This is a genomic window from Ruegeria sp. P10, assembly GCF_056534925.1.
Window position 1 is genome coordinate 313,539 of the sequence record NZ_JBQERJ010000003.1, and the last position, 13,209, is coordinate 326,747.

13 protein-coding genes are annotated in these 13,209 nt (G+C 58.7%); 4 read left to right on the forward strand and 9 right to left on the reverse strand.

From position 1 onward, the window contains the following. Positions 1 to 23: 23 nt before the first annotated feature. Together ACR0FB_RS07435 and ACR0FB_RS07440 are read left to right on the forward strand one after the other, a co-directional pair. Complete coding sequence (locus tag ACR0FB_RS07435; protein WP_171722879.1) at positions 24 to 1,229, forward strand: multidrug effflux MFS transporter; 1,206 nt, start codon at positions 24 to 26, stop codon at positions 1,227 to 1,229. A gap of 63 nt (positions 1,230 to 1,292) precedes the next feature. Continuing rightward, the gene (locus tag ACR0FB_RS07440; RefSeq protein ID WP_480619925.1) at positions 1,293 to 2,693 is read left to right on the forward strand and encodes a helix-turn-helix domain-containing protein; all 1,401 of its coding nucleotides are present in this window, start codon (positions 1,293 to 1,295) and stop codon (positions 2,691 to 2,693) included. Positions 2,694 to 2,774: 81 nt separating this feature from the next. Here ACR0FB_RS07440 and ACR0FB_RS07445 read toward each other — a convergent pair whose 3' ends face one another. From ACR0FB_RS07445 to ACR0FB_RS07475, 7 genes are all read right to left on the reverse strand, one after another. After that, positions 2,775 to 3,014 (reverse strand): HP1242/YdcH family protein, encoded by a 240-nt coding sequence (locus ACR0FB_RS07445; protein ID WP_152458727.1) that lies wholly within the window; start codon positions 3,012 to 3,014, stop codon positions 2,775 to 2,777. Between the two features lie 100 nt (positions 3,015 to 3,114). Next, positions 3,115 to 3,762, reverse strand: coding sequence for a thermonuclease family protein (locus ACR0FB_RS07450; protein ID WP_171630873.1), 648 nt, complete (start codon positions 3,760 to 3,762; stop codon positions 3,115 to 3,117). A 55-nt stretch (positions 3,763 to 3,817) separates the two neighbouring features. Continuing rightward, on the reverse strand, positions 3,818 to 5,476 hold the full coding sequence (gene betA, locus ACR0FB_RS07455; protein ID WP_171227852.1) for a choline dehydrogenase: 1,659 nt from the start codon (positions 5,474 to 5,476) through the stop codon (positions 3,818 to 3,820). A 70-nt stretch (positions 5,477 to 5,546) separates the two neighbouring features. Beyond that, positions 5,547 to 7,055 (reverse strand): choline-sulfatase, encoded by a 1,509-nt coding sequence (betC, locus tag ACR0FB_RS07460; RefSeq protein ID WP_480619927.1) that lies wholly within the window; start codon positions 7,053 to 7,055, stop codon positions 5,547 to 5,549. Then, positions 7,052 to 7,624 (reverse strand): choline-binding transcriptional repressor BetI, encoded by a 573-nt coding sequence (gene betI, locus ACR0FB_RS07465; protein ID WP_480619929.1) that lies wholly within the window; start codon positions 7,622 to 7,624, stop codon positions 7,052 to 7,054. The genes betC and betI overlap by 4 nt, the downstream gene beginning before the upstream one ends. Before the next feature lie 87 nt (positions 7,625 to 7,711). Continuing rightward, the gene (locus ACR0FB_RS07470; RefSeq protein WP_480620013.1) at positions 7,712 to 8,620 is read right to left on the reverse strand and encodes a DMT family transporter; all 909 of its coding nucleotides are present in this window, start codon (positions 8,618 to 8,620) and stop codon (positions 7,712 to 7,714) included. Positions 8,621 to 8,660: 40 nt separating this feature from the next. Beyond that, the gene (locus tag ACR0FB_RS07475; protein ID WP_171630864.1) at positions 8,661 to 9,260 is read right to left on the reverse strand and encodes a LysE/ArgO family amino acid transporter; all 600 of its coding nucleotides are present in this window, start codon (positions 9,258 to 9,260) and stop codon (positions 8,661 to 8,663) included. 87 nt (positions 9,261 to 9,347) lie between these two features. Between ACR0FB_RS07475 and ACR0FB_RS07480 the strand changes: the two genes are divergently transcribed. Beyond that, the gene (locus ACR0FB_RS07480) at positions 9,348 to 10,241 is read left to right on the forward strand and encodes a LysR family transcriptional regulator ArgP (protein ID WP_209832458.1); all 894 of its coding nucleotides are present in this window, start codon (positions 9,348 to 9,350) and stop codon (positions 10,239 to 10,241) included. A 26-nt stretch (positions 10,242 to 10,267) separates the two neighbouring features. Next, positions 10,268 to 10,957: a nitroreductase family protein gene (locus ACR0FB_RS07485; RefSeq protein ID WP_480619931.1), complete on the forward strand. Its 690-nt coding sequence runs from the start codon at positions 10,268 to 10,270 to the stop codon at positions 10,955 to 10,957. 11 nt (positions 10,958 to 10,968) lie between these two features. On the opposite strand, the gene ACR0FB_RS07490 is transcribed toward ACR0FB_RS07485, so the two are convergent. Together ACR0FB_RS07490 and ACR0FB_RS07495 are read right to left on the reverse strand one after the other, a co-directional pair. Then, positions 10,969 to 12,246 (reverse strand): permease, encoded by a 1,278-nt coding sequence (locus tag ACR0FB_RS07490; RefSeq protein ID WP_480490678.1) that lies wholly within the window; start codon positions 12,244 to 12,246, stop codon positions 10,969 to 10,971. Positions 12,247 to 12,395: 149 nt separating this feature from the next. After that, a complete protein-coding gene (locus ACR0FB_RS07495; RefSeq protein ID WP_152458737.1) occupies positions 12,396 to 13,136 on the reverse strand; it encodes a YebC/PmpR family DNA-binding transcriptional regulator in 741 nt (246 codons plus the stop codon). Positions 13,137 to 13,209 lie beyond the last annotated feature (73 nt).

The window sequence follows — 13,209 nt, forward strand, 5'->3', positions numbered from 1 at the left end:
TTCCATGACTATACATGTGAACCATGCAGTTCAGCTCTCGCGCGGTTCGCCGCACACCACCCACATTGGCGACACTGGTATTGCTCGCGGGCTTGTCTGCGCTGAGCATGAACCTGTTTCTGCCGAGCCTGCCGAACATGGCCGCGTATTTTGGCGCCGATTACAAGGTCATGCAGCTGTCGATCGCGCTGTATCTTCTGGTCAATGCCGTTCTGCAAATCCTGATTGGGCCGCTCGCCGACAAGGCAGGTCGCAGGCCAGTTCTGCTGTGGGGGATCGGCTTGTTCCTGCTGGCCACGCTTGGATGCATCTATGCCCCCAACGTTGAAATCTTTCTGGCGTTCAGAATGTGCCAGGCGGTCGTGGTTGTCGGCATGGTTCTCAGCCGGGCCGCGGTAAGGGATATGTACGATCAGGATCAGGCGGCATCGATGATCGGATATGTGACAATGGGTATGGCCGTGGTCCCGATGATCGGCCCGGCGATCGGCGGGCTGCTGGAGGAAAGCTTTGGCTGGAAAGCGAATTTCTGGCTGCCTTTCGCCCTGGGTGGATTGACGCTTGCCTTGACCTTTGCGGATTTTGGCGAAACGTCAGCGAAAAGCGGCAAGACCCTTGTTCAGCAGTTCAAGGAATACCCTGAACTTCTGACCTCGCCACGGTTCTGGGGCTATTCACTGTCCTGCGCGTTGTCTTCGGGGACCTTCTTTGCCTATCTCGGTGGCGCGCCCTTTATTGGAACCGAGCTGTTCGGACTAAGCGCGGCACAGGTCGGCATATATTTCGGTGCACCGGCAGTCGGTTATTTTGTTGGCAACTTTCTGAGCGGTCGTTTTTCCATGCAGATTGGCATCAACCGGATGGTGCTGTGGGGCAGCCTGCTGAACGCTTTGGGTGTCGCGCTTTCAGCATCCTTGTTCCTCACAGGTCTGGGCACCGCACTCAGCTTTTTCAGCTTGATGACCTTTGTGGGCGTCGGAAACGGCATGGCCATTCCCAATGCCACTTCCGGCGCATTGTCTGTTCGTCCGCATCTGGCCGCAACCGCCTCGGGGCTGAGCGGCGCAATCATGCTGGGGGGCGGCGCGGGCCTGAGCGCGCTGGCAGGCACCCTGCTGACCCGGGAAACCGGAGCCATGCCGTTGCTCTGGCTGATGCTCACCTCCGCAGTTCTGGCGATTTTCGCAATTGGATCCGTCATTCGGCGAGAGCGTCAATTGGGGCTGTGACCACTTGCCCCGAAAACTTTGCAAAGTTAGTCTTCCAAAATAGAAAACTTGCAAAGGTACCTCATGGCCACCCAAAAGCTCTATGCCGGCGCGAAACTGCGTGAAATGCGCACGCGACTGGCCCTGACACAACGCGAATTCGCGGCGAAACTGGGTGTTTCACTCCCATATCTGAACCAGATGGAGAACAACAACCGGCCGATCTCGACCACGGTTGTGTTGGCTCTGGCACAAGAATTCGGCATGGATGTCACCGAGCTCAGCACCGGCGACAGCGAGCGACTGGTGTCGGACATGCGCGAAGCTTTGGCCGACCCGGTTTTTGCGGATATTCTGCCGCCACTTGCCGATTTACGCCTGACGGCATCAAACGCCCCGGCATTGGCCCGCGCATTTATCGAGCTGCACAAAACCTACCGGCAAACGCATGAACGCCTCGCGTCACTGGACGAAGCTTTGGGGCGGGAAGACGCCCGAATGCAGGCCAGCCCCTGGGAAGAGGTGCGGGACTTCTTCCACTATTGCGACAACTACATCGACGCCGTGGACCGGGCGGCAGAGCTGTTCGCCAATCGCGCGGAAAGCCCGGGCAGCATCCGGCAGGCTGCTTTGAACAGCCTGACTGAGCGCGGCATTCAAGTGATGTTCTCTGACATCGCCCCTTTGCGTACCTATGACGCTGAAAGCAAAATCCTGCGCCTTTCCTCCCGCTCGACTCCGCAAACGCAAGTTTTTCAACTGCTGTTGCAGGTCGCATTGATCAGTCAGGACAAGCTGCTGGAAGCGACACTGGATTTTGCCAAGTTCCAAAGCGAAGAGGCGCGGTCCATCGCCAAGATCGGCCTCGCCAATTATTTCGCCGGCGCTTCCTTGATGCCCTATTCCGCATTCCTGACCGCCGCTCAGGAAGAGCGCCACGATCTGGAGCTGCTCAGCAACCGGTTCGGCGCATCGATTGAGCAGGTTGCGCATAGACTGTCGACGCTGCAACGCCCCGGTGCAAAAGGTATCCCGTTCTTTTTTGTCCGCGTGGATCAGGCCGGAACAATCACGAAACGACACTCGGCCACGCGTCTGCAATTTGCACGGTTTGGTGGCGCATGCCCCCTTTGGAACGTGCATCGGGCCTTTGAAACGCCGGGCCATTTCCTTCGGCAACTGGCAGAAACGCCGGATGGTGTGCGTTATATCTCGCTGGCTCGGGATGTGTCGAAATCAGGTGGTTCATTCGGCGCACCGGTCAGGCGGTACGCAATTGCGCTGGGGTGCGAGGTACGCCACGCCCCGGCGCTCGTGTATGCCGACAACCTCGACATAAACAACGCCAGCGCTTACGAGCCCATCGGCATTTCCTGCCGCATCTGCGAGCGGCAAAACTGCCATCAGCGCTCGGTCCCGCCGCTGGAACGTCGGCTCAGCATCGACACCCATACGCGCGGCACCCTGCCATACGAAGTCACCTGAGTTCGTATGGCCAGAAATTAACCGGGGGAGCCCCGACCGGGGCCGGGAAAGGATAGGGACAGTATCCCCCGGCCATAATGTTCAGGCCTTGGACAAAATCGCCCAGATTTCGTCTTTCAGCGCTGCCCGCTTCTTGCGCAAATCAACTTCGGCCAGGTCTTCCATGGGTTCGACGTTGGTTTCAGCCCGATGCACAACGCGATTGACCTCGTGATACTCATCAGCCAGACGGGCAAAATGCGCGTCCGTTTGCTTGAGCTGGCTCATCAGTTCAACCTTGTCCGGAAACTCTTCGGCCAGTTCATGCGGGGTGTGGGACATGTCTGTTCGCTCCTTAATATGTCGTTGCATATCAGTGGTAGAAGCGTGACGCGCCGCCCACTTTGACGCGGATCAATTTCACACAGTAAAAATTCAGAATTCAGCGTCGCGCAGCACGCCAACCCGCTGCACGTGCTTCGGCAGCAGAGCAAAACCATCGCTCGCCCTTGGCTGCGCTGATCCGGGTCTTGGAATAGTACCTCTGGCCCGGTTCGTGAAAGATCCTTTCGCCCTTTGACGAAACATTTCCTTTAATAATGCATACATCAGAGGATTTCGGTTTCTTGCGCGCCCTGTGCACCCAAGGCACCTGAATCTGAGTTTTGTGCAATCCCCTGTTTCCAGTCTTCGCAACCCGCTCGGCGCCTGCATACGTGTCCGAATATTTGCGGTACGCAAAGGCCAAGCCCTGCTCTACAATCTGGGTGGCGACGTCTTCGCGCTCCACGCTGCACCGAGCAACGATGCGACCGTAGCGATCCCGATCCACCGGGACACATGTGGTCATCCGTCCCTGAAACTGCTTCTGAACCATATGAGTGGCCCACGCCCCGCACGGCCAGCTTGATCCGTCGGAATCCTGACAGGTCTGATCCAGTTCGGGCGCATCGATACCGTGCAGCCGCACCCGAACACCACCGACATTCCAGGTGTCCGCATCGATTACGTGAACCCGACCCGCAAGGTGCTCTGCGGCATGGGTTAGACCTGGCAGCAGAAGAACAAAGGTTAAACAAATCCTTAACATGCCCCCGATATGCGCGGTATTTCACGCGCATTCAACCGGGGGCCGTTTGGAAAGGTTAACGTTGAGCGGTTGCCCAGTTGGGGTGAATCCACGGACGATCATTGGCCTTCGGCAACGGATCTTTGCCCAATAGCGAATCCGACACTTTTTCACCCACCATGATAGACGGCGCATTAAGGTTGCCGTTGGTGATCTGCGGAAAGATTGAACTGTCCGCAACGCGCAACCCGTCCACGCCGATGACACGGCCTTGGGGGTCGACTACCGCATTCTTGTCATCCGCGCGCCCCATCCGACACGTACCGCAGGGGTGATAGGCGCTTTCCGCATGCTCCGCGATAAAGGCGTTCAGCTCTTCATCCGTTTGGACAGCGGAACCGGGCTGAATTTCCTTGCCCGCAAAGGGCTTGAAGGCGGCTTGCCCAAAGATTTCGCGGGTCAGCCGGATACAGGTGCGGAAATCCTCCCAATCCTTTTCATGGCTCATGTAGTTGAACTTGATCACCGGCGCATCTGCGGCTTGGGCAGAGCGCAATGTGACCGCCCCGCGTGACGGGGACCGCATCGGGCCGACATGCGCCTGGAACCCGTGCCCCTCGGCAGCGGCCTGCCCATCATAGCGCACCGCTATCGGCAGGAAGTGGTATTGAATGTCGGGGTATTCCACGCCCGGCTTCGACCGGATGAACGCAGCGCTTTCGAACTGGTTCGATGCGCCCAGTCCCGTTTTGGTAAACAGCCATTGCGCCCCGATCAGGCCCTTGCTGAACAGGTTCCAGTGCTTGTAGAGCGTGATCGGTTGCAGCGACGCCTGTTGGATATACAGCTCAAGATGGTCCTGTAGGTTAGCACCAACCCCCGGGCGATCCGCCACGACGTCGATCCCATGCTCGGCCAGATGCGCCGCTGGGCCGATACCGGATAACATCAGCAGCTTGGGCGAATTGATCGACGATGCCGCCAGAACAACTTCGCGCCGGGCCTTGATGACCTCTTTCCTGCCGCCACGGATCAGTTCGACCCCTGTGGCGCGGCCGTTTTCCATGACAACCCGAGACGCAAGACCGCGCACGATATCGCAATTGTCGCGCTTGAGCGCGGGTTTCAGATAGGCATTCGCCGCAGACCAGCGCCGCCCTTTCCAGACGGTCTGCTCCATCGGGCCAAAGCCTTCCTGCTTTTCACCGTTGTAGTCGCCCGTGACTTCGTAACCGGCCTGCTGACCGGCATCCACAAAGGCCTGAAACAACGGGTTCTCGCGCGGGCCGCGCGACACGTGCAGCGGACCGTCAGTGCCGCGCCATGCCGGATCGCCCCCGTGGCCGCCGTCGTGCCAGGTTTCCATCCGTTTGTAATAAGGCAAAACATCCGCGTAAGACCAACCGTCAGCCCCCATCTCGGCCCAGGTATCGAAATCGCGCGCGTGGCCGCGAACATAGACCATGCCATTGATCGAGGACGACCCGCCGATCACCTTGCCGCGCGGACAGGCCAGGCGGCGGTTGTTCAGGTGCGGCTCGGGCTCGGACTGATAGCCCCAGTCATAGCGCGACATGTTCATCGGATAGCTCAGCGCCGCCGGCATCTGAATGAACGGCCCCATATCGGTGCCGCCGTGTTCGATCACCAGAACCGAGGCCCCGGCCTCGCTCAGACGATATGCCATTGCGCAGCCTGCGGACCCTGCGCCGACGATGACAAAATCTGCTTCCATTTCCACAACTCCTGCCCCGCCGAGAAGGTTGGATGCCTCCGGCGGGAGTATTTTCGAAAAGATGAAGAGGTTATTCGCCGCGTGGGAACCGGGCGCTTTCCTCGACGATGTTCAGATCCATGTGATTGCGCATGTAGCGTTCCGACGCTTTTTGCAGCGGCTGATAGTCCCACGGGTAGTATCCGCCCTGCCGCAGCGCTTCGTACACAACCCAACGCCGCGCCTGGCTGGCACGGACTTCGGCGTCGAAGCGATCCAGATCCCAACGGGCCTCGGATTTGGCACGCAGTGTTTGCAGCGTACCTGCGTGTTCGGGGCTGTCGGCCAGATTGTTCAGTTCGTGCGGGTCGGCCTCAAGATCAAACAACTGATCAGGGTCCAGCGCACAGCGGTTGTATTTCCACTTGCCATATCGCAACGAGACCAGCGGCGCGTAGGATGCCTCGGCCGCGTATTCCATGGCTACCGGTGTGGTTCGTTCTTCGCCCAGTGCCAACGGCACGAGGTTTTCGCCATCGGTCCAGGGGGCAATCTCGGCCATGTCTACGCCGGCCAGCGCCCCTAGGGTCGGCGTTACGTCAATTGTTGACACCGGAGCATCAATCCGGCCGGCGGGCAGATCAGGCGACGCGATCATAAGCGGCACTCGCGCCGAACCTTCGTAGAAGTTCATCTTGAACCACAGCCCGCGTTCACCCAACATGTCCCCGTGATCCGAAACGAAAAGGATGATCGCCTCTTGCCGGGTGGTTTCCAGCACTTCGAGGATTTCGCCTATCTTGTCGTCCAGATAGGAAATATTGGCGAAATAGGCGCGGCGCGACTTGCGAATGTCTTCCTCGGTGATGTCGAAGCTACGCCAGTCGTTGGCATCGAAGATCCGCTTGGCGTGAGGATCCTGGTTGTCATAGCCGATATCAGCGATTTCGGGCAGCAGATGCGCGCAATCCTCGTAAAGGTCCCAGTATTTGCGCCGGGCGACATAGGGATCATGCGGATGGGTGAAGCTGACGGTTACGCACCACGGGCGATCATCCTTGCCGCGTGCCAGATCATAAAGCTTGGCCTTGGCGTTGTAGGCGACCTCGTCATCATATTCCATCTGGTTGGAAATCTCGGCAATACCCGCGCCGGTGACGGACCCCATGTTGTGATACCACCAGTCGATGCGTTCACCCGGCTTGCGGTAATCCGGGGTCCAGCCGAAATCGGCCGGGTAGATGTCAGTGGTCAGGCGGTCTTCGAACCCGTGCAGCTGATCGGGACCGACGAAATGCATCTTGCCCGACAGGCAGGTGTAATAGCCCGCGCGGCGCAGGTGATGTGCGTATGTGGGGATATCGCTGCGAAACTCGGCCGCGTTGTCATAGACGCCGGTGCGCGACGGCAATTGACCGGACATGAAGCTGGCCCGCCCGGGCGCGCACAAGGGCGACGCCGTGTAAGCGTTGGCAAACCGGGTTGACCGTTCTGCCAGTTTCTTCAGGTTCGGAGCGTGAAGCCAATCAGCGGGACCGTCTGGAAAGAGAGTCCCGTTGAGCTGATCCACCATCAGGATCAGAATGTTCGGTTTTGTCATTTTTCAGCCTCGAGCAGAGTGTTGAGCACACGCATCGCGTGGTTCACGGCCAGTTGCGGTTCTTCAGGGGCGCTGAGTGCGGCGCGGATGTACAGACCGTCAATCAGGGCAACCATGTTCTCGGCCGCCTCTTGCGGGTCAGCCAACTTGTGCCGCAGGGCGTGGGACAGATTGGATTTGATGCGGGCCTGATAGATCTGCCACAGGCGCAGGGCATCATCATTTGTCTGAGCCAGCACATAGAAGGTCATCCATGCCGCGATCACATCGGGTGTGAAACAAGAAGGCGCAAAACACGCCCTGACGATCGCCTGCGCCCTTTGGTCCGGCGTAGCCGCTTTCAGCTCGCCCCTTGCTTCTTCGCCGAAGTCCGACAGGATCCGGCGCATGGCGGCCAGAAAGATCTGATCCTTGCCGCCGAAATAGTGATGCGCAAGCGCGCTGGACATGCCCGCACGTTTGGCAATCTGACTGACGGTTACATCAAGGGATTTCTTCACGCCCAGCTCAGCGATTGTCGCGCGAACAATCGCATCCCGGCGGATTGGCTCCATTCCGACTTTTGGCATCGTTCTCCCCTTGAGCAGGCGTCACGGGACCACGCTAGGGGGTTTTTATTGACTCGTCAATTAATGAAAAATCAGAGAGCGATGTCGTTACAGCTTCGGCGCAATACTCGGAGGCGTCAAGTCCTTGCGGTTCAACATGAATTCGCGCCACGATATAAAGCTCACGGCGGCAAGGATCAGCGTGCCGCCCGCGACAACCCACACGTCAACGCTTTCATGGAAAACCGCGGCGCCCAGGATCGTGGCCCATATCAGCTGAAGAAACGTCACCGGCTGCGTGACGGCCACTGGCGCCGCCTGAAGCGCCAGGGTCATGAAATAGTGCCCGGCGGTCGCAAAGCTGGCCACCAGAAAAAGAACCCCGATATCCCGCAGGCTTGGCTGCGTCCAAACGGCGATCGCAAAGGGTATCAAGGCAATGGTCACCCAGATCGACAAATGTGCCACAACGACGGCGGGCGGTACGTCACGCACCAGAATCTTGGCCAATAAATACGACCCCCCAAGGGTCAGGGCCGTTCCCAGCATGGCCAGATGGCCTGATGACACTTCGCGAAACCCGGGCCGCAGGATGATCAGGACGCCAACCAGAGCGACCAAAATCGCAGCAATCCGGCGAAAGGCCAGCTTTTCGCCCAAAAACAGGGCCGCCCCCAGTGTGACGTAAACCGGAGTCATGTAATTCATGGCTGTAACTTCGGCCAGTGGGATCTGTGTCATCGCAAAGAACCAGAGCATGACCGCAACCGCATGCACGATGCCTCGCAGACCGAAAAGCGTCAGCAGGCGGGGGGTCAGATGCGTCGCCATGATTGACCGCATGGCCGGCAACAGAAACACCAACCCCAGCACATATCGCAGAAAGGCGGCCTGGATGGAATTCATCGATGTGCCCAGCGACTTCACCAGCGCGGTCATCACAACAAAGGACAAGCCGGCGGCGAACATCCAGAACATGCCGGCAAGCGGGCGGGACGATACGGTGGATGAAGTCATGTTCAAGGTTGAACACCGAAACCCGGCCGGGAACAACCCTTCACATGGTAACAAGTTTCAGCGCGATACCCAACATGACCACGCCAATCCCTGCGTCCAGCACCTGCCACGCCCTGGGGCGCGCAAAAACAGGCGACAGGATGCTTGCCCCATAGCCAAGCGAAAAGAAGAATACAAAGCTGGATGTCATCGCGCCGAGGGCGAAACCAAGCCGGTCGTCATATTGGGCCGAGATCGAGCCGATCAGCACGACCGTATCCAGATATACATGCGGATTCAGCCAGGTGAACGCGAAAACCGTCAGCAGCGCAGCCTTGAGGCTGGTTCGCTTGCCATTGCCGATTTCCATCACCGAACCACCCAGCCAGGACGACCGAAGACTGCGCAAGCCATACCAGGTCAGGAATGCCGCCCCACCGTATCGCATCACGGTTTCGAACCAGGGTGCGGCCTGTGCCAGTGTGCCAAAACCTGCTACGCCTGCTCCGATCAGGATGGCATCAGACACCGCGCAAGTCAGGCACAGAAAAAACACATGCTCGCGTCGCAAGCCCTGCCTCAGAACAAAGGCGTTCTGCGCCCCGATGGCGAGGATCAGGCTGAAACCCAGCGCGAAACCGGCGATCACGGATGTAGGCATGGTACCTCCTGCGTTGCCTTTGCGTTGACTAATGGCCGCGATGCGATCTATCAAATTAAAGATGTTGCCCTCAGTTAAGTTTTGCTAATGCTGCTGGATCCTCACCAATTGGCCGCCTTGTCAGCCATTCTGCGCCATGGCAGCTTTGATGCGGCGGCGGCGGAACTGGCTGTAACCCCTTCGGCGATATCCCAGCGGATAAAAGCGCTGGAGGATCGCGTGGGCGCCTCGCTCATCCATCGGGGAACCCCTTGCACCGGAACGCCAGCCGGGCAGCGCATCGCACGTTACGCTGAAGATGTCGGACTGCTCGAGGCGCAGCTGGCACGGGAATTGGCTCTGGTACAAGAACCCGGGTCCGCAAGGGTTCGCGTTGCGGTACCCGCCGACATTCTGGCCACCTGGTTCATTGACGCGATGGCGCGGGTGCCCGACCTGCTGTTCGACCTTGTGATCGACGATCAGGATCATTCTGCAGACTGGCTGAGGCGCGGCGAGGTCAGCGCCGCCGTCACTGTCGGCGGACAAACCGTGAGCGGTTGCGACGCGATTGAGCTGGGCGTGTTGAGGTATCTGCCCACCGCCAGCCCGGAATTTGTCAACACCTGGTTCAAGAACGGCGTGACCGAGGAAACCCTCAGCAAAGCGCCTTGCCTAGTCTTCAACAGGAAGGACGGTCTGCAAAAAGCGTGGATCGCACATCACACCGGCAAACATCTGTCACCGCCTTTCCACTTCCTGCCATCTTCGCAAGGGTTCGTTGATGCCGCAGTCGCCGGAATTGGCTGGGGCATGAACCCCGCAGCCCTTGTGCAAGACGCCATGGCACGCGGACTTCTGAGCCCGATCGTTCCAGATGCGCCACTGGACATCGCGCTCAGCTGGCAGGTCGGGCGGGTTCTTGCCCCGGCGCTCAAACCCCTTACACAGGCAGTCCAGCATGCTGCGCAACGGGTTTTACTACCGTCACAAGGCAAATAGTCAGACTCATTCGATTGGAGGAACCAATGTTCTCGCGCGACGCCCTCAGTTATGACCCCATTCCCCTGCCTGACCGATGCGAGATCAGTGATGCGGACATGCAGGACGCGGCAGTGGCTTTTTTTGAAAAGATGCGGCGACGTCATACCGTTCGGGACTTCTCCACGCGCCCGGTGGCTCGTGACGTGATCGAAACCTGCCTGCGCACCGCGGGAACGGCCCCGTCAGGTGCAAACCACCAGCCCTGGCATTTTACTGCCATCTCGGACCCCAAGCTGAAACTGCGCATCCGCGAGGAAGCCGAGGAAGAAGAGCGTAGCTTTTACGCGGGAGCGGCGGGCGATGAGTGGATCAAGGCTCTGGAACCCATCGGGACAAACGCAGTCAAGGAACATCTGACCATCGCCCCGTGGCTGATCGTGGTCTTTGCCCAACGCTGGGGGCAATTCGAAGACGGGACGCGGTACAAGAATTACTATGTGCCAGAAAGTGTGAACATTGCCACCGGCTTTCTGCTGGCGGCGTTGCATCACGCCGGTCTCAGCACATTGACACATACCCCGAACCCGATGCGATTTCTGACCGATGCGCTGGGTCGGCCCGCTTCAGAGAAACCGACAATGATCATCGCAGTTGGACATCCCTCGGAAACCGCGACCGTGCCTTCCGTTGCAAAGCTGAAAAAGCCCCTGGACGAGATTTCTTCCTTTTTCTAGGCGGAGCCGCATCAGCCCTGTGTGCCAGAGGCGTCCTTTCGGCCCGGCGACATCGTCAGATAGCATGTCACGCAGGCCACCAGGCTGGCCGCGACTATGAACCCGACGGCCAATGCAACCTCGTGCATATGGGCGACCGCGGCCAGAGCCGCCGAAAGCAGCACCGCCAACAAACGGGTAAAAGACTTGATCGCGGCTGATCCCTGAACGCGCTGTTCCTTGGGCGCGACGTCCAGGAAATAGAGCTTGCGCGCGCTGCTGATCCCGGTCACCGCAACGGTGACGACAAACAGCGCGATCGCGTGCAGATGCACATCGTGATCGATACCCAAGTCGTGAAATGCCAGAAGAACGCCACCGGTTGCGGCCACCATCAGTGTCCCGACCACCATGACGGCACGATGAGATTTCATGTTCACGACCTGCCACAAAGGCCCGGACACAAGATAGCCCGAAGCAGATGAAACAATCATCGCGGTCAGTCCCTTGGCCGAGCTGTGATGCGCCTCGGCCGCGATCAGCGCGAAGAACGGGACAGAGAGCGAAACAGCCACCAAGAGCATTCGCATGACCATGTAACGCCGAAACCACGAGTATTCGAACATGCCCAGAATACCCCGGGCATTGGCCTTGAACGACAGCTTTGCCGTGGGTCCGGTCTTGTTTGCCGACTCCGCCGAGCGGGCATTCTCTGTCATGGCCAGCATCAAAAGCCCTGACAGCATGAAGAACGCAACCGATACACCGATCATGGTTGAGTGGCGGGAAAAAGGTGGGTTTTCCCTGGTGATCTGATGCACAAGCATGGCAAGACCGATGGCACACAGGCCTCCGCCCCCAAGTTGCAGGTAATGCAGGACCATGCGCGAACGCGAGTGGACATGATCGCCCAGCAGATCGGTGAACATCAGGTTCTGAACCTCGTCCACAAGACCGATCACGAAAAATACCGCCACGAACACCACTGCGATCAACGGAACGATCCCGGTCGCGGCGGCCACCATCGCCAAAACCAGACAGGATCCGATGATCGCTTCGGTCAGGGCAATGGCGCGTTTCTTTTGCGATTTCGCCGCGACGGATTGCGCCAGAAAGAAATCGGAAATCATGCTGCCAATCATTCGCACCGAAACCAGCGCGCCCGCCACGAACATCGGCAATTCGAATGACACGGCCAGAAACGGCAAAACCACCGATGGGCTGCCCAGAGTCCACGCAACCTGAGACACGATACTCTGCCCAGCAAGAACCGGCACGTTTCGCTTGGCCTTTTCAGCAGTCGCATCCATCGCGGATCTTTCGGTGGTGTTGTCCCGGAAATTCCGGGTTTTTCCAGCCTATGCGTTTCGAAGGGTTCAGCCAACAACTCTTCAAAACTGTCCGGAAACGAAAAAACCCGGCCGTTGAGCCGGGTTTCGCCGTCAACATCCGCAACAACTCAGAGCTGTGCCATCACCTCATCCGAGGCTTCGAAATTGGTCGTGACACGCTGCACGTCGTCATCGTCTTCCAGCGCGTCCACCAGCTTCATCAGCTTTTGCATGTCTTCCAGACCCAGCTCGGTCGTGGTGGTCGGCTTCCAGACCAATTTGGTGGATTCCGATTCACCCAGCGCGGCTTCCAACGCGTTCGAAACGTCGTTCAGATCCGTATCCGCACACCAGATGATGTGGCCATCCTCTGAACTTTCGACATCTTCCGCGCCGGCCTCGATAGCGGCTTCGAAAATGGTGTCTGCGTCACCCGCCGTTGCCGGGTAAATCACTTCGCCCTTGCGTTCAAACATAAACCCGACCGAGCCCGTCTCGCCCAGATTGCCGCCGTTCTTGGAAAAGGTCGAACGCACGGTCGACGCAGTGCGGTTGCGGTTGTCCGTCATGGTTTCAACAATCACGGCCACGCCGTTGGGGCCATAGCCCTCGTAGCGGATTTCTTCGTAATCGTCGCCTTCACCGGCGGTGGACTTTTTGATCGCGCGGTCAATCACATCCTTGGGAACCGAGTTCGACTTGGCCTCTTTCACGGCCAGACGCAAGCGCGGGTTCTTGTCGGGATCGGGGTCGCCCATCTTGGCGGCAACGGTGATCTCTTTCGACAGTTTGGAAAACAGTTTGGACCGCGCGGCGTCCTGACGCCCCTTGCGGTGCTGGATGTTGGCCCATTTTGAGTGGCCTGCCATAATGCGTCCTCGTCATCGTGATTGCGTGTTCGGCGCTCATATAGACGTTTGCAGGGGGCAGGATCAAGAGAGC